Consider the following 19,633-nt stretch of genomic DNA (forward strand, 5'->3'; position numbering starts at 1 on the left):
TGATCCGCGCGTGGCGGGCCGCTTTCGCCCACCGCGCACACACTTTTCGTAAGGAACAGCAATGGCAAAGCGCAGCAAGGCCTACCGTCAGGCCGCCGAGCTGGTCGACCGCGCGCGGCTGTACACGCCGCTGGAGGCCGCCAAGCTCGCCAAGGACACGTCCAAGGTGAAGCTCGACGCCACCGTCGAGGTCGCCATCCGCCTCGGGGTCGACCCCCGCAAGGCCGACCAGATGGTCCGCGGCACCGTCAACCTGCCGCACGGCACGGGCAAGACCGCCCGCGTCATCGTCTTCGCCACCGGCGACAAGGCCGCCGAGGCCGAGGCCGCCGGTGCCGACGCGGTCGGCTCCGAGGACCTCATCGAGCGCATCCAGGGCGGCTGGCTCGACTTCGACGCCGCCATCGCCACCCCGGACCAGATGGCCAAGGTGGGCCGCATCGCCCGCATCCTCGGCCCGCGCGGCCTCATGCCGAACCCCAAGACCGGCACGGTCACCCCGGACGTCACCAAGGCCGTCAACGAGATCAAGGGCGGCAAGATCAACTTCCGGGTGGACAAGCAGTCCAACCTGCACCTCGTCATCGGCAAGGTCTCCTTCGACGACGCCAAGCTGGTCGAGAACTACGCCGCCGCCCTCGACGAGATCCTCCGCGCCAAGCCGTCCGCGGCCAAGGGCCGGTACCTGAAGAAGGTCACCTTCTCCACCACCATGGGCCCCGGCATCCCGGTCGACCCGGCGAAGCTGCGCAACCTCCTCGAAGAGGAAGTCGCGACCGCCTAGGTCTCCCGCTTTCCCTGAAGGGGCCTGTCACCACCCGGTGACAGGCCCCTTCAGCTTTCCCGCGTGCTTTGTTTCTTGGCCCGGTCCAGGAGTTCCAACAGCACCAGAGAAATCACGATGACCGCGCCGGACACGATCCACCACAACGGATCCGGCAGGTGCAGCGGAAAGGCCAGGAACGGGCGCCACCCGAAGATCTTGGCTACGAACGGGATCAACCCTTCCCACACCCCGACCAAGAGCACCACGGTCTGCAGCCCGTCGTAGGCCTTCTGATCCATACCCCGACACTAGGGCGCGCCCCACTCGCCGAGAGTCCATCGATGGGTTGACTCGATGTCCAACCGCAGGCTCATAGACGGAAGCTGGCTCTTCGGCCTTCCAGCCTGTCAGCTGGTCGGTTGTACCGAGGAACTTGTCGACGGCGCTCCGGACTGGCTTGGTTGGCCGGACTGGCTCGGCTGGCCTGGCATGGGCGGACAAGGGTCCGGCTCATTTTCGTGACCGGATATCGCCCACTGCTCGTCCTTCGCCCCGGCCACGCGAGTCAAGGTGAGCTTTCCCAACAGCGGTCCACCTCGCACGGTCAGTTCGCAAGAACTGATCACCGCGGTGCCCGACGTAGTGGGGGCATTCGTCACCTGCGATGGAAATCGGGGGGCGGTGTAGGCGGATACTTGGGTGACCTCGGACTTCAACTTGTGGACCGCCGCTGGGCAGTCGCGTGCACCCACGTTCTCCGCGAACTGTTGGGCTACCTGGGGAGACGCGAACATCGTGCACACCAAGTCGACATCGTTCGCGACGTCTTTGTACAACCTGCGTACTGCGGCGACCGGGCTGTTGGGCAACAGAACGGTTTGCGCAACCCCGCCGCCGCCGGTCTCGCTGGCGGGCTTGTCGTCGTCGGGGTTGCCGAAGTAGTGGTCGTAGGCCCAGTTGATGAGCAGGGCGATGATCAACAGGTAGACCAGCTTGCGGAACCACTTGGCTCGCAGGACGCGTTGCCACAGGGGTCTGGTTGCCGGCCTCGTCGGCGTCGTGGGGGGAATCGGGGCGCCGGGGGGCAGGCCCTGCTGGAACCGCTGGAACTCCTGGAACCGTTGGAACTCCTGGAACTGGCGCCACTGCTCCATGTCGGTACCGGCGGCGGGTTGGATCTCGTTCGCCGGGCGGAGCGCGGGTGGGCCGGACGTCGGCTGCTCAGGGGGGTGCCACTCGACGGGTGGTGGTCCCGCGGGCGGATGGTCGCCGGGGTGGGGGTCACTTTCGGCCACCGGTACATAATGCCGTGTGTGGGGGGTCGGTTTGGAGTGCGTGGGGGGTTGGGCGTACTCTTGGCCCGGTTCACCGAAGACCGCTGGTTTCCTCCGCTGGAGGACGAAGGCCCTAGGGCAGCCCGCGCAGGGGGACGTGGATTTGGTGTGGTCGCTCTCGAGCGCCCTCTCATGCCCCGTGCCGTTGCGCCGGGGCTTTTTTGTGTCCTTGGGGTGCCTGCGGACGCATAACGAGAGGAGGCGACCCATGGCGAAGCCTGAAAAGGTGACTGCTGTCGCCGAGATCGCGGACAAGTTCCGTACCAGCTCGGCCACCGTCGTCACCGAGTACAGCGGGCTCTCCGTGGCCCAGCTGACCACGCTGCGTCGCGCTCTCGGCTCTGGCACGACCTACCGGGTCGCGAAGAACACCCTGGTGAAGCGGGCCGCGGAAGACGCGGGCGTTGAGGGGCTGGAGGCTCTGTTCGTCGGTCCGACCGCTATCGCCTTCGTCGAGGGCGAGCCGGTGGACGCGGCGAAGGCGCTGCGCGACTTCGCGAAGGACAACAAGGGTCTGGTCATCAAGGGCGGCTACATGGATGGCCGCTCGCTCACGGTGGAAGAGGTCGCGCAGATCGCCGACCTCGACAGCCGTGAGGTGCTGCTCGCCAAGCTGGCGGGCGCGATGAAGGGCAAGCTCACCCAGGCCGCCGGGCTGTTCAACGCCCCGGCCTCGCAGGTTGCCCGCCTGGCCGCCGCTCTGCAGGAGAAGAAGGCCGCGCAGGCCCCCGCTCCCGCCGACGACGCCGCTGCCGAGAGCTGAAATACCACCCGGAAGTAGATCGCGCCCGCGTAGACCGGGTGTGTTAGTGAAAGGAACGCCACCATGGCGAAGCTGAGCACCGAAGAGCTGCTGGACGCCTTCAAGGAGATGACTCTCCTCGAGCTGTCGGCGTTCGTGAAGGAATTCGAGACCACCTTCGACGTCACCGCCGCCGCGCCGGTCGCCATCGCGGCCGCCGCCCCGGGTGCCGCTCCGGCCGAGGCCGCCGAGGAGCAGGACGAGTTCGACGTCGTCCTGGAGTCCGCGGGCGACAAGAAGATCCAGGTCATCAAGGTCGTCCGCGAGGTCGTCTCCGGCCTGGGCCTCAAGGAGGCCAAGGAACTGGTCGAGGCCGCCCCCAAGGCCGTCCTGGAGAAGGTCGCCAAGGAGGCCGCCGAGGCCGCCAAGGAGAAGCTCGAGGCCGCGGGCGCCAAGATCACCGTCAAGTGATCTAGCCGCCAGGCTCGCGAGGGGCCCGACACCGCACGGTGTCGGGCCCCTTTGCTGTGCGTGACCAAATGCAGGTCGCTGTGTGCTGCGTCACCCCTGGTTGAGTAGACCCCCAGGAAGCCGAGTACGTTTCCAACTCGGCAGTAACTTCGCTAGTAACCCGTTCGGGTCGGCCTCGTTGCACGTAGGTGAACGGCGGACCCGCCGCGGAGGTCGGGAGGTTCGATGGGCGCCGAGGTGGTCATCGAGGGGCTGACGAAGTCCTTCGGCAACCAGGCCATCTGGCGGGACGTCACGCTGACCCTCCCGCCGGGCGAGGTCTCGGTCATGCTCGGCCCGTCCGGCACCGGCAAGTCCGTGTTCCTCAAGTCGATGATCGGCCTGCTCAAACCCGACCGCGGCCGCTGCGTCGTCAACGGCGTCGACATCGTCACCTGCTCGGAGTCCAAGCTCTACGAGACCCGCAAGCTCTTCGGCGTCCTCTTCCAGGACGGCGCCCTCTTCGGCTCGATGAACCTCTTCGACAATGTCGCGTTCCCGCTGCGCGAGCACACCCGCAAGTCCGAGGCCGAGATCAAGCGGATCGTGCTGGAGAAGCTGGAGCTGACCGGCCTGCAGGGCGCGGAGCGGAAACTGCCCGGTGAGATCTCCGGCGGCATGCGCAAGCGCGCGGGCCTGGCCAGGGCGCTGGTGCTCGACCCCGAGATCATCCTGTGCGACGAGCCGGACTCCGGCCTCGACCCGGTGCGCACCGCCTACCTGAGCCAGCTGCTGATCGACCTGAACGCGCAGATCGACGCCACCATCCTGATCGTCACGCACAACATCAACCTCGCCCGCACCGTGCCCGACAACCTGGGCATGCTCTTCCGCCGCGAACTGGTGATGTTCGGCCCGCGCGAGGTGCTGCTGACCAGCGACGAACCGGTGGTCGCGCAGTTCGTCAACGGCAGGCGGCGCGGCCCGATCGGGATGTCGGAGGAGAAGGACGCCGCGCAGATGGCCCAGGAGGAGGCCCACGCGGCGTCGGGTCACTCGGACGGGTCGTCGGAGGACGACCTGCGCGGGATCGTGCCGCAGCTGGAGCCGACGCCGGGACTGCCGGAGCGCGCGGCGGTCAGGCGGCGCAAGGACCGGGTGATGAGCATCCTGCGGTCGCTGCCCCCGGCGGCGCAGGAAGGGATCATCGACTCGCTGACCGCGGAGGACCGCGCGCGCTACGGGGTGGGTGTGCTCGCCGGGGTTCGCCCGAGCCCGCACCCGCGAGGTGTGGACGAGGTCGCCACCCTGCCGAAGTCGACCTGGGACCGACCATGAGCCCGGGGTACGCGATTTGTCCGATTGGGACGGTGCGGGTCGGCTGGCGCGCGTTCGCGCGGAGGCGGTGCGTTCGGCGAGCGGTGGAGTTGCTAGAACGGCGGAGTTGGGCCGCGCTCGTCGGTTTCGTGCGCGGTCGAGGCGTTGTGGTGACGCTCGGACCTCTTGCGGGTGAGCCGGACTCGGCGCTGGTCGAGCTCGCGAGGGTGTGTCGGGTCGAGGCGGTCGTGAAGCACATCGCCAGGTGCGGACACGCGGCGGATGTCTCGGGCCAGCGGCCGGAGCACCGCGAACGGTTCGGGGCGAGGGTGCTGGATCGGCGTGGCGAGTGGGCCGGTTCGGGGCGGAACGCGGCTGTTGGCGCTCGCGGTTTTGGGCCGCGGGCGGCCGTCGGCCCCCCGGTATCCATTTTAGTCGCGAGCACCGACAAAACCGGGGTGCTCGGTGGCGGGGCTGTGGACAACTGTCAGTGTGCGCTGACGGATCGGGCTGGCGGGTGGGGCCGGCGCCAGACTCGGGTTGGCGGGCGGACTCGGGCTGCCGGCTGGGATGGGGTCTATTCGACGGGCGCGATGGTGTCCGGCGGGGTTGGGGTGCAGTCTCGCCGTGGGGCCGGTCGTCGAAGCGGGGGCGATTCGTCGGGCAGGGCTGGAGCCCGTGATGGCGGTGGTTCGTCGGGTGTGACTGGTTCGTGCGGTGGGGGTGGAGCCAGGGTTGGGGTCGGTGGGCGCGGCTCGCGAGCTACTACTGGCTCGTGGGGCTGGCGCGGTCCGCGTGGTGCGACTGGCTTCGGGGCCGTGGTGCGGGATGACCGGCGTGCTTGGGGCGGGGTTGTCCGGTCGGGTGGTCGGGCGTGACCGCCGGAGTGCCCGGGATCGGGGCGTTGCGGGAGACCGGGCGGCTGTTCGCGCTCGCGCTCGACGTCGTTGTGGGGATCTTCCGCAGGCCCTTCCAGGGGCGGGAGTTCGTCCAGCAGTGCTGGTTCATCGCGAGCGTGACGATCCTGCCGACCGCACTGGTGGCCATCCCGTTCGGTGCGATCGTGGCCCTGCAGCTCGGCACGTTGATCGTCCAGCTCGGTGCCCAGTCGTTCACCGGGGCGGCGAGTGTGTTGGCCATCATCCAGCAGGCGGCGCCCTTGGTCACGGCGTTGTTGGTGGCTGGGGCGGGGGGTTCGGCGATCTGCGCGGACATCGGGTCGCGCACGATTCGCGAGGAGATCGACGCCATGGAGGTGCTGGGGGTTTCCCCGGTGCAGCGGTTGGTGGTGCCTCGGGTGTTGGCGGCGATGTTGGTCGCGGTGCTGCTCAACGGGTTGGTCAGCGTGGTCGGTGTCATGGGGGGTTACTTCTTCAACGTTGTGCTCCAAGGGGGCACGCCCGGGGCGTACCTGGCCAGTTTCTCGGCGTTGGCTCAACTTCCCGACCTGTGGATCAGCGAGTTGAAGGCGTTGATCTTCGGGTTCATCGCGGGGGTGGTCGCGGCCTATAGGGGGCTCAATCCGAAGGGTGGCCCCAAGGGGGTTGGTGACGCGGTCAACCAGTCCGTGGTGATCACGTTCCTGCTGCTGTTCTTCGTGAACTTCGTGCTCACTGCGGTCTACCTCCAGATCGTCCCGGCGAAGGGGAGCTGACGTGCGGACCTGGCAGGCGTTGCGGACGCTCGACAACCTCGGTGACCAGCTCTCCTTCTACGTGCGGGCGCTGCTGTGGATCCCGCGCGCGCTGCGCCGGTACACGCGGGAGACGTTGCGGTTGTTGGCGGAGGTCAGCTTCGGCAGTGGTGCGTTGGCGGTCATCGGGGGGACCGTCGGGGTGATGGTCGGGTTGACGGTCTTCACCGGTGTCGTCGTCGGGCTCCAGGGTTACGCGGCGCTCGACCAGATCGGGACCGCGGCGTTCTCCGGGTTCGCCTCCGCGTACATCAACACCCGGGAGATCGCGCCGTTGGTGGCGGGGTTGGCGTTGTCGGCCACCGTCGGCTCCGGGTTCACCGCCCAGCTCGGCGCGATGCGGATCTCCGAGGAGATCGACGCCCTCGAGGTCATGGCCGTCCCCAGTCTGCCGTTCCTGGTGACCACGCGGATCATCGCCGGGTTCGTCGCCGTCATCCCGCTCTACATCATCGGGTTGCTGACGTCCTACCTCGCGTCCCGCACGATCACCGTCTACTTCTACGGCCAGTCCGCAGGCACGTACGACCACTACTTCGACCTCTTCTTACCCCCCGAAGACGTCTTCTGGTCCTTCGGCAAGGTCCTGATCTTCGCCGTGATCATCATCCTGACCCACTGCTACTACGGCTACAACGCCAGCGGTGGCCCCGCCGGGGTCGGGATCGCGGTGGGGCGGGCCGTGCGGACCACGATCGTCACAGTCGCGCTGGTCAACTTCTTCATCGGCTTCGCCGTCTGGGGCACGACGACGACGGTGCGGATCGCCGGATGAGGACGATCCGCCGCAGGCTTTACGGCCTCCTCTTCATCGCCCTGGTGATCGGGCTGGTGGGGCTCAGCATCGCCTTCTACAACAAGGCGTTCACCCCGGTCGCCTCCGTCACCCTGACCACGGACAAGGTCGGCAACCAGCTCGCCGTCCACTCCGACGTCAAGGTGCGCGGTCTCATCGTCGGCGAGGTCCGCGGCATCACCCCCACCCAGCGGGGCGCCGAGCTGGACTTGGCGCTGGACCCGGAGAAGATCGACGTCATCCCGGGCAACGTCTCCGCCCGCTTCCTGCCCAAGACCCTCTTCGGCGAGCGCTACGTCGCCCTCCAGATCCCCGCGGACGCCGCGCCGACCCCGTTGCGCGCCGGGGACCGCATCCGCCAGGACACCTCCGTCGCGGCCGTCGAACTCGAGGACGCCCTCGAGAGCCTGCTGCTCGTGCTGCAAGCCGTGCAGCCGCAGAAGTTGTCGAGCACGCTTTCCGCGATCTCCACCGCCCTCGACGGTCGGGGCGAGCAACTGGGCAAGACCCTCGCCGACCTCGGAGAACTCGTCGGTGAGCTCAACCCGCACCTGCCGAAATTGCGGGAAGACCTGCGCGCATTGGCCAAGGTCAGCGACACCTACAACGACGCGGCCCCCGACCTCGTGCAGGCCCTCACCGACCTGACCGCCACCTCGCGGACCATCGCCGACCAGCGCGCGAACCTCGACCTCCTCTACGCGAGCACCACCACCGCGTCGCGCGACCTGGAGGCGTTCCTGCGGGTCAACCGGAACAACCTGATCCGGCTCGCCGACACCTCCCGCCCCACGCTGGAGACCCTGGCCCGGTACTCGCCGGAGTACCCGTGCCTGCTGCAGTTGATGTCCGAGGACGTGACCGCGCTGGACCAGGCCTTCGGCAAGGGCACCGACAAGCCCGGCCTGCACGCCACCATCGAGATCACCGTCAACCGCGGCCCCTACCGGCCGGGGGTGGACGAGCCGCGCTACGACGAGGACCGCGGCCCGCGCTGCTACGACTTCAAGCAGTTCCCCTCGCCGTTCCCGCAGTCCCCGCCCGACGGCCCGCTGCGCGACGGCGCGTCCAACCCGCCGCCCGCGCGGTCGGTGCAGGACGGCCTGCTGCCGCCGACCAACGCGGCGAACCTCGGTCAGACCACGCCCAACGCCGCCCAGGGCGCGGACACCGGCATCGCCAACTCCCCGGCGGAGGCCGCGTTCGTGGCCCAGTTGATCGCGCCGGACATGGGTGTCGCGCCGGAGCAGGTGCCGAGTTGGAGCACGCTGCTGCTCGGCCCCGTCTTCCGCGGCTCGGAGGTGGGGTTCCGATGAGGGGACTCGCCGCGCCGCTGGTCAAGCTGGCCCTGTTCATGGTGATCACGGTCGCCGCCACCGGGATCCTGGCGCTGAGCATCACCAACGCCGACCTCAGCGAGACCGCGACCTACGGTGCCCGCTTCACCGACGCCACGCTCCTGCTGCCGGGCGACGACGTGCGGATCGCCGGTGTGCGGGTCGGGCAGGTCGAGGACGTCGAGGTGGCCGACCGCAACCAGGCGCACGTCAGCTTCTCCGTCGACGCGGGCCGCAAGCTGCCCGCGTCGGTCACCGCGCAGATCAAGTTCCGCAACCTCGTCGGCCAGCGCTACCTCGCCCTCGGCCAGGGCACCGGCGCCGACCCCAACGCCGTGCTCGAACCCGGCGGCACCATCCCGATCGGCCGCACCCGCCCCGCCCTCGACCTGACCGCCCTGTTCAACGGCTTCAAGCCGCTGTTCCAGGCCCTCTCGCCGGACGACGTCAACAAGCTCTCCTACGAGATCATCCAGGTGCTCCAGGGGGAGGGCGGCACCGTCGAGACGCTGCTGGCCCACACGGCGTCGCTGACCAGCACGCTCGCCGACAAGGACCGGGTCATCGGCGAGGTCATCACCAACCTCAACAGCGTGTTGACCACGGTCAACTCGCGCGGCGCCGAGCTGTCCGAGCTGATCACCCAGGTCCAGCAGTTGGTCAGCGGGCTGGCCGAGGACCGCGAACCCATCGGCGAGGCCATCGACGCGCTCGGCGGGCTGGCCACCACCACCTCCGGTCTGCTCCAGGACACCCGCGAACCGCTCAAGCAGGACATCGCGGCGCTTGGCGGGTTGGTGCACAACCTGAACGACAATGAGCAGGTCGTGGAGCACTTCATCCAGTTCCTGCCGACGAAGACCGCCGCGCTCACCCGGACCGTCAGCTACGGGTCCTGGTTCAACTTCTACCTCTGCGAGGCCTCCGGCGAGGTCGGCGTGCCCGGTCTGGTCAGCACGCCGCTGGAGATCCCGGTCCTGCCCGCGACCCAGGCGAGGTGTTCCGGATGAGGTCCTTCCGCTCCCGCAACCCCGTCCCCATCGGCCTGGTCAGCCTGCTCACCATCGCGCTGGTGCTGCTCGCCGCCGTGTACTCCGACGACCTGCCGATCATCGGCGGCGGCACCACCTACAGCGCCGAGTTCAGCGAGGCCGCCGGGCTCCGCCCGGACGACGAGGTCCGGATCGCGGGCGTCAAGGTCGGCAAGGTGTCCGACGTGGCGCTCGACCGCGACCGGGTGGTGGTCAGCTTCAAGGTCCGCGACGCCTGGGTCGGCGACCGCACCCGGGCCGAGATCAAGATCAAGACGTTGCTGGGGCAGAAGTTTCTCGCCCTCGACCCGGCGGGCGAGCGGCCGCTGGACCCCGGCACCCGCATCCCGCGCGACCGCACCACCGCCCCCTACGACGTGCTGGAGGCCTTCCGCGGCCTGGCCGACACGGTCAACGAGGTCGACACCGAGCAGCTCGCCCGCAGCTTCGAGGTGATCTCCGAGACCTTCGCCGACACCCCCGACGACGTGCGCGGCGCGCTCACCGGCCTCCAGTCGCTCTCGCGCACGATCTCGTCCCGCGACCAGGAGTTGGCCCGGCTGCTCGACAACACCCGGCAGATCAGCAAGACCCTGGCCGACCGCGACGCCGAGGTCGTCAAGCTGCTCTCCGACGGCAGCCTGCTGCTCGACGAGCTGAACAACCGCAAGCAGGCCATCACCAAGCTGCTCGCGGGCACCCGCGAGCTGGCGAGCGAGTTGCAGGGCCTGGTGGCGGACAACAACGCCCAGCTCGGGCCCGTGCTCCAGAGCCTCGACAAGCTCACCACGATGCTGCAGCGCAACCAGGACTCGCTGGCCCAGGGCATCCAGAAGTTCGCCCCCTTCGTGCGCCAGTTCAACAACGCCATCGGCACCGGGCGCTGGTTCGACAACTACATCTGCGGGTTGCTGCCGCCGTCGATCGGCCCGGTCAACCAGCCGGGTTGCCTGGGGGAGGGGAAATGAGCACCTTCGCCACCAAGCGCGCCCGGGACGCGGCCCGCGTCGTCGCGCTGGCCGCCGTGCTGGGGCTGGTCGTCGCGGGCAGCCTGTGGTGGCTGCTGCGCGACCCCGGTCAGAAGCGCTACACCGCGCTGTTCTCCGGGGTCGTCGGCCTGTACGAGGACAACGACGTGCGGGTGCTGGGCGTGCGGATCGGCACCGTCGACAAGGTCACCCCGCGCGGCGACCACGTCGAGGTGGAGTTGCTCGTCGACCGGACCGTCGAGATCCCGGCCGACGCGAGCGCGGTGATCGTGGCGCCGTCGCTGGTGTCCGACCGCTACGTCCAGCTCGGCCCCGCCTACACCGGCGGACCGGTCATGGCGACCGGCGCCGTCATCCCGCGCGAGCGCACCGCCACCCCGCTGGAGGTCGACGACCTCTACGCCAGCCTGACCCGGGTCAGCGAGACCCTCGGGCCCAACGGCGCCAACGCCGACGGCGCGCTGTCGGACCTGATCACCACCCTGGCCCGCAACCTCGACGGCAACGGCCAAGCCGTGCACGACACCATCACCCAGCTCGGGCAGCTCAGCGGCACGCTCTCGGGCAACTCCGACGACCTGTTCGGCACCATCACCGAGCTGCAGCGGTTCACCAGCACCCTGGCCGCGAGCGACGAGCAGGTGCGCCGGTTCAACACCGAGCTGGCCGAGGCCGCGCGGTTCCTCTCCGGGGAGAAGGAGAACCTGGCCGCCGCCGTCGACCAGCTCGGCGTCGCGCTGGGCACGGTGAAGGCGTTCATCAACGACAACCGCGGCGCCATCAAGTCCAATGTGGACAAACTGGCCGGGATCACCCAGGTGCTCGTCGACCAGCGGGCCGCGCTCGCCGAGACCCTCGACGTCGCCCCGCTGGCGCTGAGCAACGTGGTGAACAGCTACAACGCGTCCTCCGGCACCCTCGACGCCCGGGCCAACCTCAACGAGCTGGCCCAGCCGCCGATCGTGACCGTCTGCAAGCTGGTCCGCCAGGGCACCGCGAAACCGCTGCCCACCACCCTCGCCGACCTCTGCGACAAGCTGGCCCCGGTGGTCCAGGGCGCGGTGCCGCTGCAATCACCGGCGCAGATCATCCAGGGCATGCGCGACGGGAAGCTGCCGTCCCTGCCGCTCCCGGTCGTCGGCGACGTCTACGCGGTAGGGGGTCGGTGATGGCGCGCACGAGGCTCGCCGCGCTCCTGGCGGCCACCGCGCTCGCGGTGTCCGGCTGCGGGTTCACCGGCATCTACGACCTCCCGCTGCCCGGCGGCGCCGACACCGGTGACCACCCCTACCGGGTCAAGGTCCGGTTCCACGACGTCCTCGACCTCGTCCCGCAGTCCGGGGTGAAGGTCAACGAGGTCGCCGTCGGCCGGGTCGAGGACATCGCGCTCACCCCCGACGGCTGGAACGCGGAGGTGACGCTGCTGGTCAACGGCGACGTCGACCTGCCCGCCAACGCCTTCGCCAAGCTGCGCCAGTCCAGCCTGCTCGGCGAGAAGTTCGTCGAGCTGTCACGGCCCCCGGCCGGGCAGGACACCGGCGGCAGGCTCGTCGACGGCGCCGTGATCCCGCTGGAGCGCACCAACCGCAACACCGAGGTCGAAGAGGTCCTCGGCGCGCTGTCGATGCTGCTCAACGGCGGCGGCGTCGAACAGCTGCGGGACATCACCCGCGAACTCAACGCCGCGACCGCGGGAAACGAGACGAACATCCGCGCCCTGCTCGACAACGTCAACCGCATGGTCACCACGCTCGACGCGGGCAAGGCCGACATCACCCGCGCCCTCGACGGCGTCAACCGGCTCGCGGTGACCCTCAACGGCCAGAAGGACCGGATCGTCGGTGTCGTCGACGGCATCGGCCCGGGGCTCCAAGTGCTCACCGAGCAGCGCGGGCAGTTGGTCACCATGCTGCAGAGCCTCGACGCGCTCTCCGGCGTCGCCGTGGACACCGTCAACCGCAGTCAGGCCGACCTCGTCGCCGACCTCAAGGCGCTGACCCCGACCCTGCGGAAGCTGGGCGAGGCCGGGGACACCCTGCCCCGGTCGCTGGAGCTGATGTTCACCTTCCCCTTCACCGACCAGGCCGCGAAGGGCGTCAAGGGCGACTACTTCAACCTCTACGCCAAGGTCGACCTCAACCTCCAAAGCGTCCTCGACAACCTCAGCCGCACCCGGCAGAACCCGCTGCAGGACGTCCCGATCGTCGGCGGCGCCACCAACGGGACGCCGGGTGTGCCGACCAACGCCCCGCCGCCGCTGCCGATCCCGGTCATCGGGGGTGGCCAACCCGTAGCGGGAAATCCCGTCCAACCCGGGCAAACCGGTCAAGCGTCCGGACTCGGCGGTCTCTTCGACGTCCTCCTCGGCGGCGGTGCCTGATGCTCACCAAGACCGTCCGACTACAGCTGGTCGCCTTCTTCGTCGTCGCCGTGCTGGCCGTGGTCTACGCCGCCTTCCGGTTCACCGACCTCGGCCGCGTCTTCGGCGCCAACGGCTACCGCGTCACCATGGAACTGGCCGACTCCGGCGGCATCTTCACCAACGCCGAGGTCACCTACCGCGGCGTGAACGTCGGCCGGGTCGGCCAACTGCGGCTCACCCACGACGGCATCGAGGTCGACCTCGACATCGAACCCGGCGCCCCGCCCATCCCCGCCGACCTCGACGCGGTGGTGGCCAACCGGTCGGCGGTCGGCGAGCAGTTCGTGGACCTGCGCCCCCGCGCCGACGGCGGCACCGCGCTCGCCGAGGGCGCGGTCATCCCCGTGGCCCGCACCAAGACCCCGGTCGGCACCGACACCGTCATCCGCGACCTCAACAGCCTCGCCAACTCGGTGCCCACCGAGGACCTGCGCACCGTTGTCGACGAACTCGACAAGGCGTTCGCGGGCACCGGCGGCGACCTGCGGCTGCTGCTCGACACCACCGGGGAGTTCACCCAGGCCGCCCGCGACAACCTGCCGCAGACCATCAAACTCATCGACGACGGCGCCATCGTGCTCGGCACCCAGGCGGCGCAGGCGGGCAACATCCGCTCCTTCGCCACCGACCTGCGCGACCTCTCCGGTCGACTGCGCGCCGCCGACCCGGGGATCCGCAGGCTGATCGCCGAGACCCCCGGCACCGCCGACGCGGTCGTCGGCTTCCTCCGCGAGTCCGGGCAGGGCCTGGGCTACCTCACCGCCAACCTGCTGACCACGTCCGACATCCTCGTCACCCGCGTCGACGGGCTGGAGATGGCGCTGGTCGCCTACCCGGTCGTGGCCGTCGGACCCAAGACCGTCGTCCCCGGCGACGGCACCGCCCACCTCGGGCTCGCGCTCAACCTGTTCGACCCGCCGAGCTGCACCCGCGGCTACGAGGGCACCAAGCACCGCGACGGCGACGACCTCGCCCCGGCCGCGGAGAACTCGCGCGCCTACTGCGCCGAACCGGTCGGCAGCCCGATCAACGTGCGCGGCTCGCAGAACGCGCCCTTCGGCGGCAAACCCGTCCAGCCGACCCCCGACGAGTTGGCCGCCAACCGCGACCGACCCGCCGAGGAACTCGCCGAACTCGCCCGCGGCAGCGTCCCCGGTGCCATCGCCGAACCCGGCGTGCACCCGGTCGGCAGCCTCGGGCAGCTGCTCGGCCTCGGCGGCTGACCAGTCACCTACCTTCGGGTAACCTGCTGCCTCCCACCAGGTTGGAGCGTCATGACCACCACCGACACCCAGGAACCGGCCGACCCCGAGACCACCGCCGCCGACCCCGGTGCGCGGCCGTCCGGCAGGCGCGGGCCGAACCCGTTCGTGCTGGCGGCGCTCGTGCTCGTGGTGGTCGCGGGCGGGCTCGCGACCTGGTTCGGCGTCGGCTGGCTGCGCGCGGCCAACGACGACGACCTCGCGGTGGCGGGCGTGCGCGACGAGGTGTCCCGGGTCGGCGCCGCCGCGCTGGTCACCTTCACCAGCATCGACCACAACCGGCTCGACGAGGGCCTCGACCGCTGGGAGGGCGTGACCACCGGCCCCCTGCGCGACGAGGTCGTGCGCCGCCGCGCCGACACCCGCGCCGCCTTCGACCAGGCCAAGACGGTGGCCACCGGGACCATCCTCAAGTTCGCGGTCACCGAGCTGCGCGAACGCGAGGGCAAGGCCGTGGCGATCGCCGCGGTGATGGTGAACGTGGGGGTCGACGGCAAGCCGGGGGAGGGCAAGCAGATGCGCCTGCAGGTCGGGCTCGACCGCACCCCCGAGGGCTGGAAGCTCAGTTCCTTCGCCCCCGTCCAGAACGTCCCGGCCGGCTGAGGCGCGCGCCACCCAGCGCCGAGCCCAGCCCCGAGTCGAGGAGCCCACCGTGCCGACCCCGCCCCGCCGCCGCCCCGCCGGTCCACCCGCGCGCCGCCCCCGCGTCGCGGGCATCCGCAGGCCCGCCGGCCCCGGTAACCCGAACACCCCCGAGGCCGCCGATCCGACCGGTGCTCCCGAAGCCCCGGACACCGTCGCGACCCCCGAGCCCGCTCCCCAGCCGTTCCCCCGCGCGGACGAACCGGTCGAACCGGACCTCGAACCGGCGGCTGTCGAACCGCGCGCGGAGCAAGAAGAGATGGTGTCGACCGACGGCGTGATCGGCGCGGAACCCGTCGACGGCCTTGGTGACCAGGTCGAACCGGTCGACGAGGAGCCCGCGCGGCGGCCGTCGCCGCGGCCGAGCGGGAAGCACCGGGCCAGGTCGGAGCCGTACCCGGACACCTCCGGCCCCGAGCGCGCCGGACGCGCGCCGCGGTACGGGGCCACCGCCGAGCGGTCCCGATCGCGCGGGATCAACACCGCCATCGCGCTGGGGGTGCTCGCCCTGGGCCTGGCCGGGCTGGCGCTGTGGTTCAAGGGTGAGGCCGACTCGCTCACCGCGGGCGTCGACAGCGGGAACCGGGCCATCACGGACACGGCCGCGACCAGCGAGGTCATCGGCAAGCTCACCGTGGCCGTCGAGCGCACCCTGTCCTACGACTACGCGAACCTCGACGCCAGCGCCAACGCCGTGCGCGACACGCTGGTCGGCAGGGCCGTCTGCGAGTACGACAGCATCCTCGGCGAGCTGCGCAAGCTCGCCCCTGAGAAGAAGATCGTGCTGACCACCAAGGTCCGTAACCTCGGCGTCCAGCGGCTCGACGGCGACCGGGTCGACGCGCTGGTCTTCATCGACCAGACGACCACGCACGCCGCCGACGGCGCCACCACCGGCAGCGCGGCCATGTTCGGCCTCCGCGCGGAGCGCGTCGGGGGTGCCTGGAAGATCACCGACGTGGACTTCCTCGGCCAGCCCCTGGCCGACGGCAAAGCCCCCGCCACCTGCTGACCGCCGCCCGGCTAGCAGCGGTGTTTCCCCTGGTCAAGCCTTGATCGGTGAGGTCGCGAACACTGCTGCAAAAGTGGTCTGCTTCGCGTGGCATCTTGACTCCGGGACCCGGCGGGGTCAGGCTGTTACCCAGCACGTACTGAGCGGGAGGACCGAGTTGAGCGGCGGGCCTCGACAGTCGCCTCTATAGTGGCTAGACTGCCCCTTTGCGCTGCCCACTTTCCGCACGCCCTTTGCCAAGAGCTAGGATGTTGGGCACCACGGCACCCTTGACAGACGCGTTATAAGTCTTGCCGACGCGGCTGTCAACCGCTCATAGTCCTGGAAGGACGCATCTTGGCAGTCTCCCGCGCGACCAAGGCCACTGCTGCGACCAACTCCACCCCCTCGAACTCGGGCATCCCGGGCGCCCCGCGCCGGGTCTCCTTCGCGAAGATCCGCGAGCCCCTGGGCACCCCCAACCTGCTGGACCTGCAGATCCAGTCGTTCGAGTGGTTCACCGGCGCCGAGGCGTGGTTCCAGCGCCGCGTCGACGCAGGCGACGAGAACCCCGTCGGTGGCCTTGAGGAAGTCCTCAACGAGATCTCGCCGATCGAGGACTTCTCCGGTTCCATGTCGCTCTCCTTCTCCGACCCGCGCTTCGACGAGGTCAAGGCCTCGGTCGAGGAGTGCAAGGACAAGGACATGACCTACGCGGCGCCGCTGTTCGTCACCGCGGAGTTCACCAACAACACCACCGGCGAGATCAAGAGCCAGACCGTCTTCATGGGCGACTTCCCGGTGATGACGAACAAGGGCACGTTCGTCATCAACGGCACCGAGCGGGTCGTGGTCTCGCAGCTGGTGCGCTCCCCGGGCGTCTACTTCGACACCGCGATCGACAAGACCACCGACAAGGACGTCTTCAGCGTCAAGGTCATCCCGAGCCGCGGCGCGTGGCTGGAGTTCGACGTCGACAAGCGCGACACCGTCGGCGTGCGCATCGACCGCAAGCGCCGCCAGCCGGTCACCGTGCTGCTCAAGGCGCTCGGCTGGACCACCGAGGCCATCCGCGAGCGCTTCTCCTTCTCCGAGACGCTGATCGCGACCCTCGAGAAGGACCACACCGCGGGCACCGACGAGGCGCTGCTCGACATCTACCGCAAGCTGCGCCCGGGCGAGCCGCCGACCAAGGAGTCCGCGCAGACCCTGCTGGAGAACCTGTTCTTCAAGGACAAGCGCTACGACCTGGCCAAGGTCGGCCGCTACAAGGTCAACAAGAAGCTCGGCCTGCGGCTGCCCACCGACGTCGGCGTGCTCACCGAGGACGACATCGTCACCACCATCGAGTACCTGGTGCGCCTGCACGCCGGTGACACCACGATGACCGTGGGCAAGGGCGAGGACGCCGTCGAGGTGCCGGTCGAGGTCGACGACATCGACCACTTCGGCAACCGCCGCCTGCGCACCGTCGGCGAGCTGATCCAGAACCAGATCCGGGTCGGCCTCTCCCGCATGGAGCGCGTCGTCCGCGAGCGGATGACCACCCAGGACGTCGAGGCGATCACCCCGCAGACCCTGATCAACATCCGGCCCGTGGTGGCCGCGATCAAGGAGTTCTTCGGCACCTCGCAGCTCTCGCAGTTCATGGACCAGACCAACCCGGTCGCCGGTCTGACCCACAAGCGCCGCCTCTCGGCGCTGGGTCCCGGCGGTCTGTCCCGCGAGCGCGCGGGCATGGAGGTCCGCGACGTCCACCACAGCCACTACGGCCGCATGTGCCCGATCGAGACCCCGGAAGGCCCGAACATCGGCCTGATCGGCTCGCTGTCGAGCTACGCGCGGGTCAACCCGTTCGGCTTCATCGAGACGCCGTACCGCAAGGTCGTCGAGGGCCAGGTCACCGACCAGATCGACTACCTGACCGCGGACGAGGAGGACCGGCACGTCATCGCGCAGGCCAACGCGCCGCTCGACGACCAGAACCACTTCGCCGAGGAGCGCGTGCTCGTCCGCAAGAAGGGCGGGGACGTCGAGTTCATCGAGCCCTTCGACGTGGACTACATGGACGTCTCGCCGCGGCAGATGGTCTCGGTCGCCACCGCGATGATCCCGTTCCTCGAGCACGACGCGGCCAACCGCGCGCTCATGGGCGCGAACATGCAGCGCCAGGCCGTGCCGCTGCTGCGCAGCGAGTCCCCGCTGGTGGGCACCGGCATGGAGCTGCGCGCCGCGGTCGACGGCGGCGACCTGGTCGTCGCGGCCAAGGCCGGTGTGATCGAGGAGCTGTCCGCGGACTTCATCACCGTGATGGCCGACGACGGCACCCGCCAGACCTACGGCATGCACAAGTTCCGCCGCTCCAACCAGGGCACCTGCATCAACCAGAAGCCCATCGTCGGTGAGGGCGACCGGGTCGAGGCGGGTCAGGTCATCGCCGACGGGCCGTGCACCGAAGACGGCGAGATGGCCCTGGGCAAGAACCTGCTCGTGGCGATCATGCCGTGGGAGGGCCACAACTACGAGGACGCGATCATCCTGTCGCAGCGCCTCGTGCAGGACGACGTGCTCACCTCGATCCACATCGACGAGCACGAGATCGACGCGCGGGACACCAAGCTCGGCGCCGAGGAGATCACCCGGGACATCCCGAACGTCTCCGAGGAGGTCCTGGCGGACCTGGACGAGCGCGGCATCATCCGGATCGGCGCCGAGGTCGGCGCGGGCGACATCCTGGTCGGCAAGGTCACCCCGAAGGGCGAGACCGAGCTGACCCCGGAGGAGCGGCTGCTGCGCGCGATCTTCGGCGAGAAGGCCCGCGAGGTCCGCGACACCTCGCTGAAGGTGCCGCACGGCGAGACCGGCAAGGTCATCGGCATCCGGGTGTTCTCCCGCGAGGACGAGGACGAGCTGCCCCCCGGCGTCAACGAGCTGGTCCGGGTCTACGTGGCGCAGAAGCGCAAGATCCAGGACGGCGACAAGCTCGCGGGCCGCCACGGCAACAAGGGCGTCATCGGCAAGATCCTCCCCGTGGAGGACATGCCGTTCCTCGCCGACGGCACCCCCGTCGACGTCGTGCTGAACACCCACGGTGTGCCCCGACGGATGAACATCGGCCAGATCCTGGAGTCCCACCTCGGGTGGATCGCCAAGCAGGGCTGGCAGATCGAGGGCAACCCGGAGTGGGCGAGCATGCTCCCCGAGGACCTGCACGACGTGGAGCCCGACACGAACACCGCCACCCCGGTGTTCGACGGCGTCCGGGAGAACGAGCTGTCCGGCCTGCTGGCCTCGACCCGCCCCAACCGGGACGGCGAGCGCATGGTCAAGGAGGACGGCAAGGCGACGCTGTTCGACGGCCGCAGCGGCGAGCCGTACCCGTACCCGGTCTCGGTCGGCTACATGTACATCCTCAAGCTGCTGCACCTGGTCGACGACAAGATCCACGCCCGCTCGACCGGCCCGTACTCGATGATCACCCAGCAGCCGCTCGGCGGTAAGGCCCAGTTCGGTGGCCAGCGCTTCGGTGAGATGGAGTGCTGGGCGATGCAGGCCTACGGCGCGGCCTACACGCTGCAGGAACTGCTGACGATCAAGTCCGACGACGTGGTCGGCCGCGTGAAGGTCTACGAGGCCATCGTCAAGGGCGAGAACATCCCCGAGCCGGGCATCCCCGAGTCGTTCAAGGTGCTCCTCAAGGAGCTCCAGTCGCTGTGCCTGAACGTGGAGGTGCTGTCCAGCGACGGCGCCGCCATCGAGATGCGCGACGGGGACGACGAGGACCTGGAGCGCGCCGCCGCCAACCTGGGCATCAACCTGTCCCGCAACGAATCCCCGTCTGTGGACGACGTCGTCAATTGA

General features: G+C 69.5%; 17 protein-coding genes. 15 read left to right on the forward strand and 2 right to left on the reverse strand.

Annotated elements, in window-relative coordinates; genetic code table 11:
• The first annotated feature begins 61 nt into the window (after positions 1 to 61).
• A complete protein-coding gene (rplA, locus tag CLV40_RS06600) occupies positions 62 to 784 on the forward strand; it encodes a 50S ribosomal protein L1 (protein ID WP_104477947.1) in 723 nt (240 codons plus the stop codon).
• 50 nt (positions 785 to 834) lie between these two features.
• On the opposite strand, the gene CLV40_RS06605 is transcribed toward rplA, so the two are convergent.
• Positions 835 to 1,065: a hypothetical protein gene (locus tag CLV40_RS06605; protein WP_104477948.1), complete on the reverse strand. Its 231-nt coding sequence runs from the start codon at positions 1,063 to 1,065 to the stop codon at positions 835 to 837.
• 108 nt (positions 1,066 to 1,173) lie between these two features.
• Positions 1,174 to 1,920: a hypothetical protein gene (locus CLV40_RS06610; RefSeq protein ID WP_104477949.1), complete on the reverse strand. Its 747-nt coding sequence runs from the start codon at positions 1,918 to 1,920 to the stop codon at positions 1,174 to 1,176.
• A gap of 388 nt (positions 1,921 to 2,308) precedes the next feature.
• Here CLV40_RS06610 and rplJ point away from each other — a divergent pair, with 388 nt between their 5' ends.
• The 14 genes from rplJ (at position 2,309) to rpoB (ending at position 19,633) form a co-directional block, all read left to right on the forward strand.
• On the forward strand, positions 2,309 to 2,863 hold the full coding sequence (gene rplJ / locus CLV40_RS06615) for a 50S ribosomal protein L10 (protein ID WP_104477950.1): 555 nt from the start codon (positions 2,309 to 2,311) through the stop codon (positions 2,861 to 2,863).
• Between the two features lie 63 nt (positions 2,864 to 2,926).
• On the forward strand, positions 2,927 to 3,313 hold the full coding sequence (rplL, locus tag CLV40_RS06620; protein WP_104477951.1) for a 50S ribosomal protein L7/L12: 387 nt from the start codon (positions 2,927 to 2,929) through the stop codon (positions 3,311 to 3,313).
• A 225-nt stretch (positions 3,314 to 3,538) separates the two neighbouring features.
• A complete protein-coding gene (locus CLV40_RS06625) occupies positions 3,539 to 4,630 on the forward strand; it encodes an ABC transporter ATP-binding protein (RefSeq protein ID WP_104477952.1) in 1,092 nt (363 codons plus the stop codon).
• An 853-nt stretch (positions 4,631 to 5,483) separates the two neighbouring features.
• Entirely contained in the window at positions 5,484 to 6,263 is a 780-nt protein-coding gene (locus CLV40_RS06630) for an MlaE family ABC transporter permease (RefSeq protein ID WP_104477953.1), read from the forward strand.
• A 1-nt stretch (position 6,264) separates the two neighbouring features.
• The gene (locus CLV40_RS06635; RefSeq protein WP_104477954.1) at positions 6,265 to 7,077 is read left to right on the forward strand and encodes an MlaE family ABC transporter permease; all 813 of its coding nucleotides are present in this window, start codon (positions 6,265 to 6,267) and stop codon (positions 7,075 to 7,077) included.
• The gene (locus CLV40_RS06640; RefSeq protein WP_104477955.1) at positions 7,074 to 8,414 is read left to right on the forward strand and encodes an MCE family protein; all 1,341 of its coding nucleotides are present in this window, start codon (positions 7,074 to 7,076) and stop codon (positions 8,412 to 8,414) included. The genes CLV40_RS06635 and CLV40_RS06640 overlap by 4 nt, the downstream gene beginning before the upstream one ends.
• Positions 8,411 to 9,445 carry an MCE family protein gene (locus tag CLV40_RS06645; protein WP_104477956.1) on the forward strand — a complete coding sequence of 345 codons (1,035 nt, stop codon included), beginning with the start codon at positions 8,411 to 8,413 and terminating at the stop codon, positions 9,443 to 9,445. The genes CLV40_RS06640 and CLV40_RS06645 overlap by 4 nt, the downstream gene beginning before the upstream one ends.
• Positions 9,442 to 10,434, forward strand: a complete 993-nt coding sequence (locus CLV40_RS06650) for an MCE family protein (protein WP_104477957.1) — start codon at positions 9,442 to 9,444, stop codon at positions 10,432 to 10,434. Before CLV40_RS06645 ends, CLV40_RS06650 begins: the two co-directional genes overlap by 4 nt.
• Positions 10,431 to 11,624, forward strand: a complete 1,194-nt coding sequence (locus tag CLV40_RS06655) for an MCE family protein (RefSeq protein WP_104477958.1) — start codon at positions 10,431 to 10,433, stop codon at positions 11,622 to 11,624. Before CLV40_RS06650 ends, CLV40_RS06655 begins: the two co-directional genes overlap by 4 nt.
• Entirely contained in the window at positions 11,624 to 12,835 is a 1,212-nt protein-coding gene (locus tag CLV40_RS06660) for an MCE family protein (RefSeq protein ID WP_104477959.1), read from the forward strand. Before CLV40_RS06655 ends, CLV40_RS06660 begins: the two co-directional genes overlap by 1 nt.
• Positions 12,835 to 14,100 (forward strand): MCE family protein, encoded by a 1,266-nt coding sequence (locus CLV40_RS06665; RefSeq protein ID WP_104477960.1) that lies wholly within the window; start codon positions 12,835 to 12,837, stop codon positions 14,098 to 14,100. Before CLV40_RS06660 ends, CLV40_RS06665 begins: the two co-directional genes overlap by 1 nt.
• A gap of 51 nt (positions 14,101 to 14,151) precedes the next feature.
• Positions 14,152 to 14,742, forward strand: a complete 591-nt coding sequence (locus CLV40_RS06670) for a nuclear transport factor 2 family protein (RefSeq protein ID WP_104477961.1) — start codon at positions 14,152 to 14,154, stop codon at positions 14,740 to 14,742.
• Positions 14,743 to 14,791: 49 nt separating this feature from the next.
• A complete protein-coding gene (locus tag CLV40_RS06675; RefSeq protein WP_104477962.1) occupies positions 14,792 to 15,793 on the forward strand; it encodes a hypothetical protein in 1,002 nt (333 codons plus the stop codon).
• 336 nt (positions 15,794 to 16,129) lie between these two features.
• Positions 16,130 to 19,633: a DNA-directed RNA polymerase subunit beta gene (gene rpoB / locus CLV40_RS06680; RefSeq protein WP_104477963.1), complete on the forward strand. Its 3,504-nt coding sequence runs from the start codon at positions 16,130 to 16,132 to the stop codon at positions 19,631 to 19,633.

It is taken from the genome of Actinokineospora auranticolor, from assembly GCF_002934265.1.
In the GTDB taxonomy this organism is placed as follows: domain Bacteria; phylum Actinomycetota; class Actinomycetes; order Mycobacteriales; family Pseudonocardiaceae; genus Actinokineospora; species Actinokineospora auranticolor.

Bases quoted from the DNA above. Each gene is read 5' to 3' on its own strand.
- rplA (WP_104477947.1), top strand. From the start codon at position 62: ATGGCAAAGCGCAGCAAGGCCTACCGTCAGGCCGCCGAGCTGGTCGAC.
- CLV40_RS06605 (WP_104477948.1), bottom strand. From the start codon at position 1,065: ATGGATCAGAAGGCCTACGACGGGCTGCAGACCGTGGTGCTCTTGGTC.
- CLV40_RS06610 (WP_104477949.1), bottom strand. From the start codon at position 1,920: ATGGAGCAGTGGCGCCAGTTCCAGGAGTTCCAACGGTTCCAGGAGTTC.
- rplJ (WP_104477950.1), top strand. From the start codon at position 2,309: ATGGCGAAGCCTGAAAAGGTGACTGCTGTCGCCGAGATCGCGGACAAG.
- rplL (WP_104477951.1), top strand. From the start codon at position 2,927: ATGGCGAAGCTGAGCACCGAAGAGCTGCTGGACGCCTTCAAGGAGATG.
- CLV40_RS06625 (WP_104477952.1), top strand. From the start codon at position 3,539: ATGGGCGCCGAGGTGGTCATCGAGGGGCTGACGAAGTCCTTCGGCAAC.
- CLV40_RS06640 (WP_104477955.1), top strand. From the start codon at position 7,074: ATGAGGACGATCCGCCGCAGGCTTTACGGCCTCCTCTTCATCGCCCTG.
- CLV40_RS06645 (WP_104477956.1), top strand. From the start codon at position 8,411: ATGAGGGGACTCGCCGCGCCGCTGGTCAAGCTGGCCCTGTTCATGGTG.
- CLV40_RS06650 (WP_104477957.1), top strand. From the start codon at position 9,442: ATGAGGTCCTTCCGCTCCCGCAACCCCGTCCCCATCGGCCTGGTCAGC.
- CLV40_RS06655 (WP_104477958.1), top strand. From the start codon at position 10,431: ATGAGCACCTTCGCCACCAAGCGCGCCCGGGACGCGGCCCGCGTCGTC.
- CLV40_RS06660 (WP_104477959.1), top strand. From the start codon at position 11,624: ATGGCGCGCACGAGGCTCGCCGCGCTCCTGGCGGCCACCGCGCTCGCG.
- CLV40_RS06665 (WP_104477960.1), top strand. From the start codon at position 12,835: ATGCTCACCAAGACCGTCCGACTACAGCTGGTCGCCTTCTTCGTCGTC.
- CLV40_RS06670 (WP_104477961.1), top strand. From the start codon at position 14,152: ATGACCACCACCGACACCCAGGAACCGGCCGACCCCGAGACCACCGCC.